Below are 16,851 nucleotides of genomic sequence, written 5' to 3'. Positions count from 1 at the left end.
CCATGACCGAGCCGACCCGTCGCGCCGCCGAAGCGCCATCCGCGTTACCGACCGTCCGCCTGGAGGGGATGACCTTCGGCTACGACGGCGCGGACCCGGTGCTTCGGGACGTTAACCTCATTCTGCCGCGCGGCTCTTTCCACTTCCTTACCGGGGCGAGCGGGGCGGGGAAGTCCTCGCTGCTGAAGCTGCTGACCCTGTCGGCGCGTCCGACGTCGGGGACGCTCGAGCTGTTCGGCCAGGATATGGGCCGTCTCGCGCGGGGGCGCCGTCCCGAGTTCCGCCGCCGCATGGGTCTGGTGTTCCAGGATTTCCGGCTGCTTGATCATCTCAGCGCCTTCGACAACGTCGCGCTGCCCCTGCGCCTGTCGGGACGGCGGGCGGACGACTATGCGGCGGACGTGCACGAGATGCTGGCGTGGGTCGGCCTGGCCGAGGCGTCGGAGGCGACCCCGCCCCAGCTCTCCGGCGGCGAGAAGCAGCGGCTGGCGATCGCGCGGGCCGTCATCAACCGTCCGGAGCTGATCCTGGCCGACGAGCCCACGGGCAGCGTCGATTCCGCCATGGCGACGCGGCTGCTCAAGCTGTTCCAGTCGCTGAACCGGCTCGGCGCGACGGTGCTGATCGCCAGTCACGACGAAGCCCTGGCGGCGCGATCCGGGGCCCGCAGGCTCAGGCTGGCGAAGGGTCGTCTGGAGGCGTCGTCGTGATCGGCCGGTTCGTTCAGCGCGGCGGGCCCCTGCTGCCGCCCCAGGCCGCGGGCGCGCCCTGGCTGGCGGCGGTGATCGGGGTTCTATGTTTCCTGGCCTGCCTGGCCGCCATCGGCGCGGCGGCGGCGGACCGGGCGGCGGACGGCTGGGCGCGTCAGCTGCGGTCCGAGGCCACCGTCATCGTGCGCCCCCGAGCCGACGAGACGCCGGCGGGCGCGGCCGCCCGGGCGGCGGAGACGCTCGCCGGCGTCGCCGGCGTCGAAGAGGCGGCGGCCCTGACCGAGGAGGAGGCGAGCGACCTGCTGCGGCCCTGGCTGGGCGAACGCCTGCCCGACGACCTGCCGACGCCCACCCTGGTGGCCGTGCGCCTGACGCCCGACGCCCCCGCCAGCGCCCCCACGCTCAGCCGGGCGCTGGCCGCCGCCGGGGTCGACGCGGTGGTCGACGATCACAGCCTTTGGCGGCGGGGGGTGGAGCGGTCGGCGCTGACCGTCGTGATGCTGGCGGGCGCCGCCTTCCTGCTGATCGCGTTCGCGGCCGGCGCCGCCATCGCCTACGCCACCCAGGCGGGCGTCGCGGCGGCCGCGCCGGTGATCCAGGTGCTGAGCCTGAACGGGGCGACCGATTCGACCATCGCCGGGCTGTTCCAGCGGCGATTCGCCCTGCTCGCGGCCGGCGCGGCCTTCGGCGGCGGCGTGGCGGCCGTCGTCCTCGTGGCGCTCGTGCGCCTGCTGGGTGGGGAGGGGGGCCTGACTCCGGCGCTGCCGGTGGCGTGGCGGGACCTGTGGCTGACGCTGGCGTGTCCGCCCATCGCGTTTACCGTGGCGGCCGTCGCGGCTAGGCTCGCCGCGCGCCGGGCGATCGCCGTGGCCGAGGAGTATCGATGAAGCTTCTGGCGGCCATCGCCATCGTCGCCCTGATCTGGCTGGCGGGCCTGTTCGCCTTCGCCGAGCGGGTGCGCGACTTCACGCCCGCGACCGAGCCCGCGGGCGCCGACGGGATCGTCGCCCTGACCGGCCCCTCGGCCGAGCGAATCAACGCCGCGATCCGCCTGCTCGAGCGGGACAAGGCCGAGCGCCTGCTCGTGTCCGGCGTGAACCGGGAGGTGCGCCGCCAGGAGTTGCGGGCCCTGACCCCCGGCTCGAACCGGCTGTTCGACTGCTGCGTCGATCTGGGCTTCGACGCCGAGGACACGCTCGGCAACGCCCAGGAGATCGCCGCCTGGGCCGAGGCCAAGGGCTACGACAGTCTGATCGTCGTAACCTCCGACTATCACATGCCGCGCAGCCTGCTGGAGATCCGCAGCGCCGCGCCGGGGGTCGAACTGACGCCCTATGCGGTCTCCACCCCCTCGCTGCACAGTTCGCGCTGGTGGCGCGCGGCGGAGACGGCGCGCCGGATGACGCTGGAATACAACAAGTACCTCGGCGTGATGGTCCGGGAAGGCATCCGCCGCGTCTTCGGCGACCGTTCGGCGGAGGCCACGCGCGAGGCCATGAAGGCGGCGGCCGAGACGGCGGATCAGGCCCTGGCGGCCCAGAAGTGAGTTCGTCTCGATGACCGCGCTGCGTTCGCTACTGTTCGTGCTGTGGCTCTATCTGTCGATGGTGCTGTTCGCCGTCGGCCTGTCTCCGGCGCTGCTCGGGCCGCACCGGCCGGCCATGGGCGTGGTGCGCGGCTGGGCGAAGTTCGTGCTGTTCGGCCTGCGCTGGATCGCCGGCGTGAAGGTGGAGGTCCGGGGGCTGGAGCACCGGCCGCGCGGGGCCGCGCTGGTGGCGTCCAAGCATCAGGGCATGCTCGACGTCGTCGCGCTGCTGGCGCTGCTGCCCGACGCCTGCTTCGTGCTGAAGAAGGAGCTGATGCCGCTGCCCTTCTTCGGCTGGTTCGCCTGGAAGACGCGGATGATCGCGGTGGATCGCTCCGGCCACGCCAAGGCGTTGAAGGACATGGCCCGTCAGGCCCGCGCCCGGCTGGCGGACGGCCGCCAGATCGTGATCTTCCCCGAGGGCACCCGCACCCAGCCGGGCCAGCCGGCGGACTACAAGCCGGGCGTGGCCGCCATCTATCGGGATCTGGAGGGGCCCTGCTGGCCCGTCGCCACCAACTCCGGCCTTCACTGGCCCGCGCACGGGTTCATGCGCCGGCCGGGGACCGTGGTGTTCGAGTTCCTGCCGCCCATCGAGGCCGGGCTCAAGCGCGCCGAGTTCATGGCCCGCCTGGAGCATTCGATCGAGAGCGCCTCGACCCGCCTGCTGCTCGCGCCTTGACTTCGCCGTCATTCGGGCCCATCTGCCGCCCCGTCGCACTCTCGCGACCTTCGGCGTGCTCCAGCGCGTGTGGGTTTTCGGTCTGACCGAGAGCCGCTCTGTAGAAGCCGCCGGGTCCTCAAACTCCATCTGTCGCCCGGACACGCGGGGCGGCGCCCGAAACTGGCTCCGACATCCGGGGCCAAGGCGGCGCGCGGCCCATGAGACCTGTCCGGTCTCGCCTGCGCCCCGTCGCACGCGAAAGACGATCGACCGAGTGTCAGACATCAAGACCCCGGCCCAAGGCTTTGAAAGCATGGGCCTGAATCCGCTCCTTCTTCAGGCCCTGAAGGCCGAAGGCTATGAGCGGCCCACCCCGATCCAGACCCAGGCCATCCCCCAGGTGATGACCGGCAAGGACCTGCTCGGCATCGCCCAGACGGGCACCGGCAAGACCGCCGCCTTCGCCCTGCCGATCCTGCATCGGCTGGCCGCCAACCGGATCGCGCCGACGCCGCGCACCACCCGCTGCCTGATCCTGTCGCCCACGCGCGAGCTGGCCAGCCAGATCGCCGAAAGCTTCAAGGCCTACGGCCAGCACCTCGGCTTCCGCGTCGCCGTGATCTTCGGCGGCGTCAGCTACGGCCCGCAGATCCGCGCCCTGCAACAGGGTCTGGACGTGCTGGTCGCCGCCCCCGGCCGCCTGCTGGACCATGTGCAGCAGAAGAACGTCGACCTGTCGGCGACGGAGATCTTCGTCCTGGACGAGGCCGACCAGATGCTGGACCTCGGCTTTATCAAGCCGATCCGCCAGGTGACCTCGCGCCTGCCCGTGCGCCGCCAGAACCTGTTCTTCTCGGCGACCATGCCGACCGAGATCGGCAAGCTGGCGGGCGAGCTGCTGAAGGACCCGGTCAAGGTCCAGGTCACGCCCCAGTCCACCACCGTCGAGCGCATCAAGCAGTCGGTCGTGTGGGTGGAGCAGGGTCGCAAGCGCGCCCTGCTGCAGGAGCTGTTCGCCGACGACGCCTTCAACCGCGTGCTGGTCTTCACAAAGACCAAGCACGGCGCCGACAAGGTCGCGGCCTATCTGGAAGCCGGCGGCGTCGGCGCGGGGGCCATCCACGGCAACAAGAGCCAGTCCCAGCGCGAGCGGACCCTGGCGGCCTTCAAGGCCGGCAAGCTCCGGGTGCTGGTCGCCACCGACATCGCCGCGCGCGGCATCGACATCGACGGCGTCACCCACGTCGTCAACTACGAGCTGCCCTATGTGCCCGAGGCCTATGTGCACCGTATCGGCCGGACGGCCCGCGCGGGCGCGGACGGCTCGGCGATCAGCTTCGTCGCCGGCGACGAGATGAAGCTGCTGAAGGACATCGAGAAGGTCACGCGTCAGAAGATCCCGGCCACGGACCGTCGCAACGACGCCGAGCTGGGCCGCCTGGACGCCGCCATCATGGCGGCGGGCGTCGGCAAGAAGCCGACCCTGCCCGAGGCCGAGACCAAGCCGCGCGGCGAGGACGGGCCCGGCCGCAAGCGCCGTCGCGGTCAGCGTCCCGCGAACGGCGGCCAGCCCCATCGCCCCAGGAAGGGCGAGCGTCGCGAGCGCGGGCCGTCCACGCCGTCCAACTACGACCCGATGTCCGGCGAGCGGCCCAAGACCAACGCGGCGGGCGAGCCGGCCGCGGTCGCCAAGCTGAAGCGCCGCCGTCGCCGGCCGTCCAACGGCGGCAAGGGCTGGGGCGAGAAGAAGGGCTGAGCTCAGCCCTCGTCCAGCTTCGCCGCCACCTCCAGCACGTCGGCCCATGCGGCCGCCTTGGCCTGGGGCTGGCGCAGCAGGAAGGCGGGGTGAAGGGTCGTCATCACCGGCGCCTCGATCATCCCGTCCGGGCCCCCCTCGGGCAGTCGCCAGTCCCGCCAGCGCCCGCGCAGCTTCATCACCCCGTCGTCGGTCTTCAGCACCGATCGCGCCGCCGCCGCGCCCAGCAGCAGCACGGCGCGTGGCCGGACCAGGGCGAAGGTCCGCTCCACGAACGGGGCGCACACCCGCTGCTCGTCCGGTGACGGGGTGCGGTTGCCCGGCGGTCGCCAGAAGACGGTGTTGGTGATGAGCACCTGATCCTTCAGGCCCGCCGCCTCCAGCATCAGGTCCAGCAGCCGCCCCGCGCGCCCCACGAACGGCAGGCCCTGCGCGTCTTCCTCGGCGCCCGGCCCTTCGCCGATCAGCAGCAGGGGGGCGTCGGGGCGACCGCGCGCGAACACCGCCTGACGCGCGCCCATCAGCTTCAACGGGCAGCCTTCGAAGCCGGCGATCGCCGCCTTCAGCGCCTCGAGATCATCGCAAGCCGCCGCCAGCCGGCGCGCTTCGGCCGCCGCTTCGTCGGCGTCGGGCACGCCCGCGGCGGCCAGCGTCGCCACCGGCGTGGGCCTCGCCGTCACGGGCGCGGGCGGCGGGGGCGCGATCTGGATCGTGCGGTCGATGGGCGCGTCGTCATAGGCCGCCTCGACCCCTGCGTCGGCCCAGAAGGCGAGAAACGCCTCCAGCGCCTGGGCCTCCTGAGGCGATATGTCGGCGGGTGCGTTCATCGTCAGGACCGGGATAGTCCTTGACCGCCCCGGCGTCACCTCCCGATAAGCGGGTCAAAGACCCTTCAAGAAACGAGGATACGTCCAACGTGGCCGAACAAGCGATCGAGGGCGGCGCCGCCGACGCCCGTCAGGAAGCCATCCTGGACAACCTGCCGCCGCTGGAGGCGCTGCAGGGCGTCGAGCGCGACGTGATGGAGTACGACGTCGTCATCGTCGGGGCCGGCCCGGCCGGTCTCGCCGCGGCCATCCGCCTGAAGCAGCGGGCGGAGAAGGAAGGCCGCGAGGTCTCCGTCGCGGTGCTCGAGAAGGGCTCAGAGGTCGGGGCGCACATCCTGTCGGGCGCCGTGATCGACCCGTCGGGCCTCAGCCGGCTGTTTCCCGACTGGAAGGCGCGCGGCGCGCCCTTGGACACGCCGGTGACCGAGGACAAGTTCCTGGTGCTGGGGCCGCAGGGGCAGCTGGACATCAGCTGGCTGCCGCAGCCCGCCTATATGAAGAACCACGGCTGCTACGCCGGGTCGCTGGGCAACCTGTGCCGCTGGCTGGCCGAGCAGGCCGAGGGGCTGGGCGTGGAGATCTATCCCGGCATGGCCGCCAGCCACGTCGTCTGGGACGAACCGTCCGGTCGGGTGAAGGGCGTCATCGCCGGCGTCTTCGGCATCGACCGCGAGGGCAAGCCGACCGACGACTTCCAGCCGGGCATCGAGCTGAACGGCAAGTACGTCTTCATCGCCGAGGGCGTGCGCGGGTCGCTGGCCAAGACCATCATCTCGCGCCACAGGCTGAACGACGGCCGCGACCACCAGAAGTACGGCATCGGCGTCAAGGAGCTGTGGCAGGTGCCGGCCGAGAAACACCGGCCGGGCTATGTCCAGCACACCCTCGGCTGGCCGCTTGACGACAAGACCGGCGGCGGCTCCTGGATGTACCACTTCGGCGATCGCTATGTGTCGGTCGGGTTCGTGGTGCACCTGAACTATCGCAACCCCCACCTGTCGCCGTTCGACGAGTTCCAGCGCTTCAAGCACCACCCGGCGATCGCCGAGCACCTGGAGGGCGGCGAGCGCATCTCCTACGGCGCCCGCGCCATCGTCGAGGGCGGCTTCCAGTCGGTGCCGAAGCTGGCCTTCCCCGGCGGCGTGCTGCTCGGCTGCTCGGCGGGCCTGGTGAACGTGCCCAGGATCAAGGGCAGCCACAACGCCATCAAGTCCGGCATACTGGCCGCCGATGCGGCCTTCGACGCCATCGGCGCGGGCCGGGCGGGCGATACGCTCGACGAGTACCAGGCCGCCTATGAGGCGTCCGACATCGCCCGCGAGCTGAAGCTGGTCCGGAACGTCAAGCCGCTGCTGTCGAAGTTCGGCGCCACGTTCGGCACCCTGCTGGGGGGGATCGACATGCAGATCACCCAGCTGTTCGGCGGCTGGTCGCCCTTCGGCACCGTCAAGCACGGCAAGTCCGACGCCGCCTCGACCGAGCCGGCGGCGAACCACAAGCCGATCGCCTATCCCAAGCCCGACGGAAGGCTGAGCTTCGACAAGCTGAGCTCGGTGTTCATCTCCAACACCAACCACGCCGAGGATCAGCCGGCGCACCTGAAGCTGATCGACCCGACCGTGCCGATCCGGGTGAACCTGCCGAAGTATGGAGAGCCGGCGCGCCTGTACTGCCCGGCCGGGGTCTATGAGGTCGTGTACGGCGACGAGGCGGCGAAGACCGACCCGCGCTTCGTCATCAACGCCCAGAACTGCGTCCACTGCAAAACCTGCGACATCAAGGACCCGTCGCAGAACATCGTCTGGACCACGCCCGAGGGCGGCGGCGGGCCGAACTATCCGAACATGTGAGGACGGCCGCGATCGCCCGGCCGCGCCTTGCGGGCGCCACGGAAAACGGGAAGGGTGGGTCAGCCGCGCCTCCCGGCGGCCGTGGATGCCTGAATGTCTGATCGCCTGAAGTCCTTCGCCCTCGCGGGCGCGATCCTGGCCCTCGCCGGCGGCGCGGTCGCCGATGACGGCCCGCCCCGCATCACCCTCCAGCCCGATCTCAGCGGCCGCCTCGCCGATGCCGAAGGCCGCTCCGCCTACGGCCTGTTCCTCGCGGGGCGCTCGGCCGTGGGCGCCGGCGAGACGGCATTGGCGGCCGACTATTTCGGTCAGGTCGCCGATATCGCGGACGGCGAGGCGAGGGTGCGCCAGCAGGCGTTCACCGCGGCGCTACTGACCGGCGACGTGGCCCAGGCGGCGGCCACGGCTCCCACCGGCGACGAGCTTCCCCCGGTGCTGATCGAGGCGGGTCGGCTCGCCACGGTGGTGCACGCCTTCGCCGAAGGCCGGGCCAGGGACGCTCATCGCCAGCTGCAAGCCGCGCCGATCGCCGAACCGCATGCGCGCGCCGCCCGCTTCATCGCACCCTGGATCGCGGCGGCGGCCGGCGACTGGGACACGGCGCTGGCGCCGGTCGAGGCCGGCTCCGACGCCCGCACGGCCGTGTTCGCGCGGTTCCAGCGGGCGCAGCTGCTCGAGGCGCGGGGCCGCCGGTCCGAGGCCGACGCCGCCTACGCCGAGCTGGTGGCGGCCTCGCCGGACATCGCCCTGTTCCGATCGGCCTACGGCGCCTTTCTGGAAAGAACCCGTCGACGGGACGCCGCCCTGGCGGTCTATCAGGCCGAAGGGCGCCCCCAGGGCCGGGTCGAGGAGGGGATCGAGCGCCTCTCCCGCAACGGACGCCCTCCGGCCCTCCCGGGACTGCGCGAACGGGCGGGCGCGGCCCTGACGGCGGCGGCGACGGCCGCGATCGGAGACCGGGCCTACGAGTTCGCCATCGCCTATCTGCACATGTCGCTGGCCCTGAACGACGACGAGGGCGCGCGGCTGCTGCTGGGACAGACCCTCACCGAGGCGGGCATGAGCCTGCCCGCGCGACTGGTCTACGCCGAGGTCTCTCCTGACCAGCCGGAGTTCTATGCTCAGGCGCGCATGGCGATCGCCTACAACCTCGAAGCCGCCGGCGAGGCGGACGCGGCGGTCGCCGAGGCCCGGCGCGCGCTGGCCGCGACGCCGGACGCGGCCGCGACCCACTACGGCCTGGCCGGCCTGTTGATGCAGACCGAACAGTTCGACGCCGCGCTCGAGCTCCTGAACGGACCGGTCCTGAACACGGCGAACCAGGGCCCTGACGTCCGTTTCCTGCGCGGCGCGGCCTATGAGTCGGTGGGCCGCGGCCCGGAGGCCGAAGCCGAGCTCTGGGCCGCGCTTCAGGCCGCGCCGAACGACCCCAATATTCTGAACTATCTCGGCTACCTCTGGGTTGATCGCGGCGGGCGCGTGGAGGAGGGGGCCGAGATGATCGCCCGCGCCTTCGCCGCCGCCCCGGACAACGGGAACATCCAGGACTCCCTGGGCTGGGCCCAGTATCGGCAGGGGCAGTACGAGGCGGCGGTGCAGACCCTGGAGGGGGCCGTGGCCAAGGAGCCCGCCAACGCCGAGATCGTCGGCCACCTGGCCGACGCCTACTGGCAGGTCGGGCGTCGGCGCGAGGCGGGCTTCCTTTGGTCGCGCGTGCTGACCCTGGATGCGGACGAGGACCAGCGCGCGGCCGCCGAGGCCAAGCTGGAGGTCGGTCTGGACGCCTATGAGGCCCGCATCGAGGCGGCGGGCGGCGGCGCGCCGGTCCAGACCGCCGGCATGGATCGCTAGGCCCGCATGCCTCTGACCGCCCTGGCGCCGGCCAAGGTCAACCTGTTCCTGCACGTCGGCCCGCCGGGCGCCGACGGCTATCACCCCCTGGCCAGTCTGGTCGCCTTCGCCGATGTCGGCGACAAGGTCTCGTTGACGCTCGCGGACCGCATGTCGTTCGAGGTCACCGGACCGTTCGCCGACGCCCTGGTCGGCGAGGTCGACAATCTGGTGGCGCGGGCGCTCGGCCTCTTCGCGGCGGCGGCGGGGCGTCCGGGCCCGGCTTTCGCGGCGACGCTCGACAAGCGGCTGCCGGTGGCCGCGGGTCTGGGCGGCGGGTCGTCCGACGCCGGCGCCGCGCTGAGGCTCGCCAATCAGTTGACCGGCGATCTCGTCTCGGCGGGTGAACTGGAGAAGATCGCCGGCGCGCTCGGCGCGGACGGTCCGATGTGCCTCAGGATGGAGACGGCATGGGCGACGGGACGGGGCGACGCGCTCGCGCCCGAAGCGCGGCTGCCGCGTCTGCCCGCCGTGCTCGTCAACCCGCGCGCGCCGTCCCCGACCGGCGCCGTCTACCGCGCCTATGACGTCGAGGTGCGCGGGTCGGCCGACCTGCCCGATCCGCCGGCGTCATGGACGCTCGACGGGGTGATCGACTGGCTCAGGTCCCAGCGCAACGATCTGGAGGCGCCGGCCGTGCGCCTCGAGCCGCGCATCGGAGAGGTGTTGAGCCTCGTCGGGGAGGCGCCGGAGGCGGCGCTCACGCGCATGTCCGGTTCGGGGGCCACGGTCTTCGCCCTGTGCCGATCCGGGTCGGACGCGGCCTCGCTGGCGGCGCGGGTGTCGGCCCAGCGGCCGGACTGGTGGGTCGCGCGGTGTGGCCTGGGCGGCTGACTTAAGCCTTCGCACACCGCCGTGCGGTAGCGTGCCCGCATGGAAACGCTCGCTCCCGATCATATCGCGGCCTTCCGGGCCGTTCTGGCCGAACTGTCGCCCGAGGATGCGGCGGCCGTCGAGGCCATCGCCCCTTTCGCCGCCCGCGACGCGGCGGCGGCGGCGCCCCACTGGAACTTCGACCTGCCGGGCCACGCGGCCGAGGCGGCGCTTCAGGCGCACTTCGGCGACGGTCTGACCGACGCCCACCGCCGCGCACTGGTGGCCTTCTGGGCGCTGGAGCTGCCCGGTCGCGCCGCGGCCGAAGACCTGCCGCCCGAGGTGCACGCCCTCTATCCGGAGTGGACCGGCCGGATGGCCGCCTTCCTGGCCGAGGCGGCGGAGCCCTACGATCCGGACTTCTGGGCCAAGGACGTGCGGCTGTCGCTGGCGCTCAGCGTGCCCGGCGCCCGCACCCAGATGATCGACCTGACCTCGCCGCTCGGGGCCGGCCAGGTGCTGCGCCACGCGCGCGAGGGCTGGGGCTGGTCCTCGGTCGTGGATTACGCCCGCGCCCAGGCCTGGAGGCCCTGGCTGGAGGTGCACACCGAGAGCCGCGAGCTGTCGGACTTCAACGAGGCCGGATGGGACCGCGCCTGGGCCACCGCGGCCGAAATCCTGAAGCGCCGGCCGCACATGGCGGGCATGCTCGGCTCCAGCTGGTTCTATGATCCGCCGCTGGAGGAGATCAGCCCGAGGCTCGCCTACCTCCGGGTCAATCCGCTGAAGCACGGCGCCTTCATGGTCCATCAGGGCCCGGACGAGATCCACACCCAGCGCGCGGCCGCCTCCTCGCCCACGCGCCGCGCCCTGATCGAGGCGGGCGAGTACACGGCCCGGTCCTGGATCGTCGCCTGGCCGCGGGCGGCGCTGATCCGCTGGGCCGACGCCCGCCGGCAAGCGGCGGCCTGATCATTCCTCCCCCGCGCGCGGGGGAGGGGGACCATGCGCAGCATGGTGGAGGGGGCGAGATCAAGCTCCGGTGTCTGGAGTCGCCCCCTCCACCGCTTCGCGGTCCCCCTCCCCCATCACGATGGGGGAGGAGATGATCCGAGAAATCGCTCCACCGCCTCCACCGCCTCGGCCAGCCCCATGCGCAGCACCTCCGCGCCGGGCGGCAGGGCCGCGAACAGCCGCGTCGGGGTGGCGGCGTCCAGCATGACGAACACGCCCCGGTCGTCGGCGCGCCGGATCAGGCGCCCGAACGCCTGGGCGATCCGGGCGCGGGCGAGCGCGTCGTCATAGAGCCGGCCCGCCGCGCCCTCGCCGCCGAACCTCTGGCGCCGCGCGCGGTGCAGCAGGTCCGGCCGCGGCCACGGCGCGCGGTCGAAAGCCAGCAGGCGCAGGGAGCGGCCGGGCACGTCCACCCCGTCCCTGACCGCGTCGGTGCCCAGCAAGCAGCTGTCCTCCTCCGCCCGGAACACGTCGACCAGCGCCCCGACCTCCAGCGGATCGACGTGCTGGGCGTAGAGCGGCAGGCCGGCCTTCGCCAGCTCGGGCCCCAGCCGCTCATAGACCGCCTTCAAACGTCGGATGGCGGTGAACAGGCCCAGCGCCCCCCCGCCGGCCGCCAGGAACAGCTCCCTCATGGCCGCCGCCGTCTGGCGCGGATCGTCCTTGGTCAGGTCGTTGACCACGATGACGCGGCTGTTGGCGGCGTAGTCGAAGGGGCTCTCGACCTTCAGGGTGCGCGCGGGCTCGACCAGGCGGGCCGAGCCGGTGCGCAGCCGCGCCATGTCGAACGGATCCTCCGCCAGCGGATCGCTGAGGGTCGCCGAGGTCACCAGCACCCCGTGCGAGGGCATCACCACCGCGGCCTCCAGCGGCACGGTGGGGTCGATCCAGTGTCGGCGCAGGGCCACGTCCTGGATGCGGCCGAACGCGGCCTCGGCCGACAGCCAGTCCACGAAGTCGGGGTCGGGCTCGTCCGAGCTCTCCTCCAGCGCCGCCAGCATCGCGCGCCAGCCGGGCAGGGTCATCCGCGCGCGCCGGTCCAGACCGCGCAGCGCGCCCTCGATCCGGGCCCGCACCGCGCTCTCCAGCTCGGCCGCCTCGTCGTCGAGGATGTCCTCCAGGTGACGCGACAGGGCGAGCAGCGGCGCCTCGATGGCGGCCAGCGCCTGCGCCGCTTCTCGCGCGGTCTCGGCCACCTGGTCGGTGACGGGGCGCAGCGCGCACTCCAGGCCGAACTCGGTGGAGACGTTGGTCTCGCCCGCCCGCGCCCGCAGCTGGGCCAGGGCGGCGGCGAGGAAGCGCTCGATCGGCCCGATGGGGTTCACCTCGCCCGACGGCGGCGCGATCCGGCCGGACACCCCCTCGCCGGGTAGGGCCGCGGCGGCGCGGAGAGCGTCATTCAGGGCCTTCGAAGCTTGCTCGTTGTCGGCGCACAGCTCGCCGAGCCGCTGCTCCAGCCCGCGCCCGCGTCGTCCTCGTCCTTCCGGCCCCCGGATCCAGCGGCGCAGCTCCGCCGCCTCCTGGCCGGACAGGCAGGCGGAAAAGGCGCTGTCGGCGGCTTCGAACAGGTGGTGGCCCTCGTCGAACACGATCCGCTTCAGCGCCGCCGTCTCCTGGTCGGTCTTCAGGCCCCGCGCGGCGCGGGCCCCGTCGAAGGCCGCCTGGGTCATGACCAGCGCGTGGTTGGCGATGACCAGATCCGCGCGGCGACTGGCGCGGATGGTCTTCTCGACGAAACAGGTGCGGTAGTGGGGACAGGCGGCGTGGACGCACTCGCCGCGCCGGTCCACCAGATTGGCGGCCGAGGCCTGTTGGCCCGGCGACACCGCGAACAGGCCGGGCAGCCAGCCGGGGAAGTCGCCGCCGGTCATGTCCCCGTCGCGGGTGTGCAGCGCCCAGCGCGCGACCAGGGCCGCCCCGATCAGGTCGCCGTTCCCCAGTTGCGCCGCCTGAACGGTCTCCTGCAGGTTCAGCAGGCAGACGTAGTTCTCGCGCCCTTTCCTGACCACGGCCTTCCTGCGCCGCACGTCCGGATCGGGCCACAGGCTGGCGCTCTCGCGGTCGATCTGGCGCTGGAGCGCGCGGGTGTAGGTCGAGACCCAGGCCGCCCCCTGGTTCCGCTCGGCCCAGAGGGACGCGGGCGCCAGATAGCCCAGGGTCTTGCCGGTCCCGGTCCCGGCCTCGGCCAGCAGCACGCGCGGCCGGCCCTCCTCGTCGCGCGGCGAAAAGGCGAAGGCGGCCTCCGCCGCGTAGTCGGATTGGGTGGGCCGGGCCTCGTCCAGCCCCGACGCCTGCAACAGCTTTTCCAGCCGGATGCGCGCGGACTCGGAGTCGACGGGCGCGGAGCCCGCCTCGCCGCGCGGCGCCTCATCCTCCCACTCCGGCAGGCGCGCCCAGACGTCGAGGCCAGAGCCGCGTTCGCGCCGCTCGCGCATCGGCTGGGCGGCCAGCGCCGCGCGGACGTGGTCGGCCCAGGCCCACCCGGCGCGGCCCAGCGTCTCGTTCAGGGTGTAGGCGGTCTCCCGGTTCGGATAGTCGGGCCGCGCCAGCTCCGCCAGCAGCAGGCCCGCGGCCTCCCTCAGCGCGAGCGCCTGCGCCTCGGCCCCGCGCGGCTCGGCCAGGCCCACCGCCAGCGCCAGACCGGTCGGGGAGGGGGCGCAGAAGGTCGCCGGCCGCACGAAGGCGTAGAGCTCCAGCACGTCCAGGACCGTCGCCGACCGCGCCGGCGGCGCCAGCCCCAGCCGCCGCGCCGTCAGCCCCGCATGCGCCACCATCACGCCAGGGCCGGTGAACAGCGCCTCCGCCGCCCCCCGTCCGATCCGGCGCGCCCCGTCGGCGTCCGCCACCGCGCCCGCGCCCGGCGGCGTGGCCAGCGCGGGTGGCAGGGCGGCGAGCGTCGTCGGTCGGGCCTCGGCGTCGATGTCAGGCGAAAGCGGATTCACGCGAGACAGATAGCCGCTTGGGGGCTGAAACGGAACGGGAACATGGTATCAGGACGATGTGAGCGCGTCGCCCGTCCTTCCCCCCCTCTTCGCCGACTGGTTCGCCTCGCGTGGCTGGGCGCCGCGTCGGCATCAGCTGGAGATGGTCGCGGCGGCCGAGGCCGGCGAGCACGCCCTGCTGGTCGCGCCGACGGGGGGCGGCAAGACGCTGGCGGGCTTCCTGCCCAGCCTGATCGAGCTCAGCGCGCGCGGCATACGGCCGGAGAGCGGGCCGGGGTCGGGGGTGCACACCCTTTACCTGTCGCCGCTCAAGGCGCTGACGGTGGATGTCGAGCGCAACCTGATGACGCCGATCCGCCAGATCGGGCTGAACATCCATGTCGAGAGCCGCACCGGCGACACCAATGTCTCCAAGCGCCAGCGCCAGCGGCAGAAGCCCCCGGACATCCTTCTGACCACGCCCGAACAGCTGGCGCTGTTCCTCGCCTGGGACGGGGCGCGGGCCTATTTCGCGGACCTGAAGTGCGTCGTCATCGACGAGGTGCACGCCATCTGGTCCGGCAAGCGCGGCGACCTGCTGTGCCTCGGCCTGGCCCGGCTGCAGCGGTTCGCGCCGGCCATGCGCCGGGTGGCCCTGTCGGCGACGGTGGACGATCCGGACAAGATCGCCGGGTGGCTGTCGCCGGATCGTCCTTCTCCCCTCGGGGGAGAAGGTGGGCGGCGGAGCCGCTCGGATGAGGGGGAGGCCGGGGACGGATCGGCTGGCGGGGAGGCCGATCGAACAGCCCCCTCATCCGTCTCGCTCCGCGAGCCACCTTCTCCCCCGAGGGGAGAAGGCGTGCGAGTAGTCAAGGGCGATCCCGGCGCGCCGCCGGTGGTGGACGTGCTGATCTCCCAAGGGCGCGTGCCGTGGGCGGGCCATACCGGCGTCCATGCGATCCCGGAGGTCTATGAGGCGATCAAGCGCTCGGGGATGAGCCTGATCTTCGTCAACACGCGCTGGCAGTCCGAGTTCGTGTTCCAGCAGCTGTGGGCGATCAACGAGGACAACCTGCCCATCGGCCTGCATCACGGATCCCTGGCGGCGGAGCAGCGCAGGAAGGTCGAGGCGGCCATGGCGCGGGGCGAGCTGCGCGCGGTGGTCTGCACCTCCACCCTCGACCTGGGCATCGACTGGGGCGACGTGGACCTGGTCATCCAGCTCGCGGCGCCCAAGGGGGCGAGCCGCCTGGTCCAGCGCATCGGTCGCGCCAATCACCGGCTGGACGAACCGTCCCGCGCCCTGATGGTGCCCGCCAGCCGCTTCGAGATGCTGGAATGCCAGGCCGCCCGCGAGGCGGTGGCGGAGAACGCCTTCGACTGGGAGCCCGTCCACATGGGCACCCTCGACACCCTGGCCCAGCACGTCATGGGCTGCGCCTGTTCCGAACCCTTCGACATGGCCGACCTGTTCGACGAGGTCCGCTCCGCCGGGCCCTATCGCGAGCTCAGGTGGGAGACGTTCGAGGAGGTCGTCGATCTGGTCGCGACCGGCGGCTATGCGCTGAGGACCTACGAGCGCTTCGCCCGCATCGTGCGGACGCGCGAGGGTCTGTGGAAGGTCCGGAACGCCCAGGTCGCCCAGCGCCACCGCATGAACGTCGGCGCCATCGTCTCGGCGGGCACGCTCAGCATCAAGGTGGCCCATCGTCGTGGAGGCGGAACCGGCGCCGCCCGCTGGACCGCGGGGCGCAAGGTCGGCGAGGCGGAGGAGTGGTACTTCGAGCAGCTGTCGCCCGGCGACACCTTCGTCTTCGCCGGCCAGGTCTGGGCCTATCAGGGCATCAGCGGGACGGACGCCCTGGTGACCCACGCCCGCGACGTGGACCCGAAGATTCCGTCCTGGGGCGGCTCGAAGTTCCCGCTCGGCACCAGCCTGGCCGAGCGGGTGCGCGACATGATCCAGGACCGCGACCATTGGCGCGTTCTGCCGCCCGACGTGCAGGAGTGGCTTGAGCTTCAGGCGGCGCGTTCGGTCATCCCCGACGCCGGCACCATGCTGGTCGAGACCTTTCCCCGAGGGTCGCGCAACTTCCTCGTCGCCTATCCCTTCGAGGGACGGCTGGCGCACTCGACCCTGTGCATGCTGCTGACCCGCCGGCTGGACCGCCTAGGGGTGGGGCCGCTGGGTTTCGTGGTCACGGACTACTCCCTGGCCATCTGGTCGATCCGTCCAATGGGCGGGCTGGACCTCGACGGGCTGTTCGAGCCCGACATGCTGGGCGACGACCTGGAGACCTGGCTGGAGGAGAGCTTCATGATGAAGCGCACCTTCCGCAATTGCGCCCTGATCGCGGGCTTGATCGAGCGCCGCCAGCCGGGCGCCGAGAAGACAGGGCGGCAGGTGACCTTCTCCACCGACCTGATCTACGACGTGCTCCGCCGCCATCAGCCCGATCATCTGCTGCTCCGCACCGCCCGGGCCGACGCCGCCTCGGGGCTTCTGGACGTGGCGCGGCTGGGTCAACTGTTGACTCGCATCCAGGGCCGCATTCGCCATCAGCCGCTGGAGCGGCCGTCGCCCTTCTGCGTGCCGGTGCTGGTCCAGATCGGGCGCGAGCGGGTGGGCGGCGGCGCGGCCGAGATGATCCTGGACGAGACCGCGCTGGAGTTCTCCGAAGAGGCGCTGGTGGCCGAGGTGATGTCTTGAGCGTCGCCGCGACTTTCCTTCTCCCCTCGTGGGAGAAGGTGGGCCGCAGCGCGGCTCGGATGAGGGCGCTGTTTCAGTCCGCTCGCCGTTTGACGATGAGCCTGGGGCCGG

At 72.4% G+C, this 16,851-nt stretch carries 12 protein-coding genes; 10 read left to right on the top strand and 2 right to left on the bottom strand.

Annotated elements, in window-relative coordinates:
• The first annotated feature begins 2 nt into the window (after positions 1–2).
• The 5 genes from ACFFGE_RS03695 (at position 3) to ACFFGE_RS03675 (ending at position 4,715) form a co-directional block, all read left to right on the top strand.
• Positions 3–710, top strand: coding sequence for a cell division ATP-binding protein FtsE (locus tag ACFFGE_RS03695; RefSeq protein ID WP_376834404.1), 708 nt, complete (start codon positions 3–5; stop codon positions 708–710).
• On the top strand, positions 707–1,597 hold the full coding sequence (locus ACFFGE_RS03690; protein ID WP_376834402.1) for an ABC transporter permease: 891 nt from the start codon (positions 707–709) through the stop codon (positions 1,595–1,597). Before ACFFGE_RS03695 ends, ACFFGE_RS03690 begins: the two co-directional genes overlap by 4 nt.
• On the top strand, positions 1,594–2,256 hold the full coding sequence (locus ACFFGE_RS03685; RefSeq protein WP_376834400.1) for a YdcF family protein: 663 nt from the start codon (positions 1,594–1,596) through the stop codon (positions 2,254–2,256). Before ACFFGE_RS03690 ends, ACFFGE_RS03685 begins: the two co-directional genes overlap by 4 nt.
• A gap of 10 nt (positions 2,257–2,266) precedes the next feature.
• A complete protein-coding gene (locus tag ACFFGE_RS03680) occupies positions 2,267–2,977 on the top strand; it encodes a lysophospholipid acyltransferase family protein (RefSeq protein WP_376834398.1) in 711 nt (236 codons plus the stop codon).
• A 256-nt stretch (positions 2,978–3,233) separates the two neighbouring features.
• Entirely contained in the window at positions 3,234–4,715 is a 1,482-nt protein-coding gene (locus tag ACFFGE_RS03675; RefSeq protein ID WP_446680609.1) for a DEAD/DEAH box helicase, read from the top strand.
• A 2-nt stretch (positions 4,716–4,717) separates the two neighbouring features.
• On the opposite strand, the gene ACFFGE_RS03670 is transcribed toward ACFFGE_RS03675, so the two are convergent.
• Entirely contained in the window at positions 4,718–5,542 is an 825-nt protein-coding gene (locus tag ACFFGE_RS03670; RefSeq protein WP_376834396.1) for a uracil-DNA glycosylase, read from the bottom strand.
• Positions 5,543–5,631: 89 nt separating this feature from the next.
• Here ACFFGE_RS03670 and ACFFGE_RS03665 point away from each other — a divergent pair, with 89 nt between their 5' ends.
• The 4 genes from ACFFGE_RS03665 (at position 5,632) to ACFFGE_RS03650 (ending at position 11,067) form a co-directional block, all read left to right on the top strand.
• Complete coding sequence (locus ACFFGE_RS03665) at positions 5,632–7,392, top strand: electron transfer flavoprotein-ubiquinone oxidoreductase (protein ID WP_376834395.1); 1,761 nt, start codon at positions 5,632–5,634, stop codon at positions 7,390–7,392.
• Between the two features lie 93 nt (positions 7,393–7,485).
• A complete protein-coding gene (locus ACFFGE_RS03660; RefSeq protein WP_376834392.1) occupies positions 7,486–9,243 on the top strand; it encodes a tetratricopeptide repeat protein in 1,758 nt (585 codons plus the stop codon).
• A gap of 6 nt (positions 9,244–9,249) precedes the next feature.
• Complete coding sequence (locus ACFFGE_RS03655; RefSeq protein WP_376834390.1) at positions 9,250–10,116, top strand: 4-(cytidine 5'-diphospho)-2-C-methyl-D-erythritol kinase; 867 nt, start codon at positions 9,250–9,252, stop codon at positions 10,114–10,116.
• A 39-nt stretch (positions 10,117–10,155) separates the two neighbouring features.
• Positions 10,156–11,067, top strand: a complete 912-nt coding sequence (locus ACFFGE_RS03650) for a hypothetical protein (protein ID WP_376834389.1) — start codon at positions 10,156–10,158, stop codon at positions 11,065–11,067.
• A 116-nt stretch (positions 11,068–11,183) separates the two neighbouring features.
• Here ACFFGE_RS03650 and ACFFGE_RS03645 read toward each other — a convergent pair whose 3' ends face one another.
• The gene (locus ACFFGE_RS03645) at positions 11,184–13,883 is read right to left on the bottom strand and encodes an ATP-dependent DNA helicase (RefSeq protein WP_376835205.1); all 2,700 of its coding nucleotides are present in this window, start codon (positions 13,881–13,883) and stop codon (positions 11,184–11,186) included.
• A 226-nt stretch (positions 13,884–14,109) separates the two neighbouring features.
• On the opposite strand from ACFFGE_RS03645, the gene ACFFGE_RS03640 reads away from it, so the two are divergent.
• Positions 14,110–16,740, top strand: a complete 2,631-nt coding sequence (locus ACFFGE_RS03640) for a ligase-associated DNA damage response DEXH box helicase (RefSeq protein WP_376834388.1) — start codon at positions 14,110–14,112, stop codon at positions 16,738–16,740.
• The last annotated feature ends 111 nt before the right edge of the window (positions 16,741–16,851 follow it).

It is taken from the genome of Brevundimonas balnearis (genome assembly GCF_042434805.1).
Classification (GTDB): Bacteria; Pseudomonadota; Alphaproteobacteria; order Caulobacterales; family Caulobacteraceae; genus Brevundimonas; species Brevundimonas balnearis.
Note: the sequence above shows the minus strand (reverse complement) of the source record. Positions and strands in the feature narration are given on the sequence as shown.

Excerpts from the sequence above, each read along its gene's own strand:
- ACFFGE_RS03695 (WP_376834404.1), top strand. The coding sequence starts at position 3 with ATGACCGAGCCGACCCGTCGCGCCGCCGAAGCGCCATCCGCGTTACCG.
- ACFFGE_RS03685 (WP_376834400.1), top strand. The coding sequence starts at position 1,594 with ATGAAGCTTCTGGCGGCCATCGCCATCGTCGCCCTGATCTGGCTGGCG.
- ACFFGE_RS03680 (WP_376834398.1), top strand. The coding sequence starts at position 2,267 with ATGACCGCGCTGCGTTCGCTACTGTTCGTGCTGTGGCTCTATCTGTCG.
- ACFFGE_RS03670 (WP_376834396.1), bottom strand. The coding sequence starts at position 5,542 with ATGAACGCACCCGCCGACATATCGCCTCAGGAGGCCCAGGCGCTGGAG.
- ACFFGE_RS03660 (WP_376834392.1), top strand. The coding sequence starts at position 7,486 with ATGTCTGATCGCCTGAAGTCCTTCGCCCTCGCGGGCGCGATCCTGGCC.
- ACFFGE_RS03655 (WP_376834390.1), top strand. The coding sequence starts at position 9,250 with ATGCCTCTGACCGCCCTGGCGCCGGCCAAGGTCAACCTGTTCCTGCAC.
- ACFFGE_RS03650 (WP_376834389.1), top strand. The coding sequence starts at position 10,156 with ATGGAAACGCTCGCTCCCGATCATATCGCGGCCTTCCGGGCCGTTCTG.
- ACFFGE_RS03645 (WP_376835205.1), bottom strand. The coding sequence starts at position 13,883 with ATGGTGGCGCATGCGGGGCTGACGGCGCGGCGGCTGGGGCTGGCGCCG.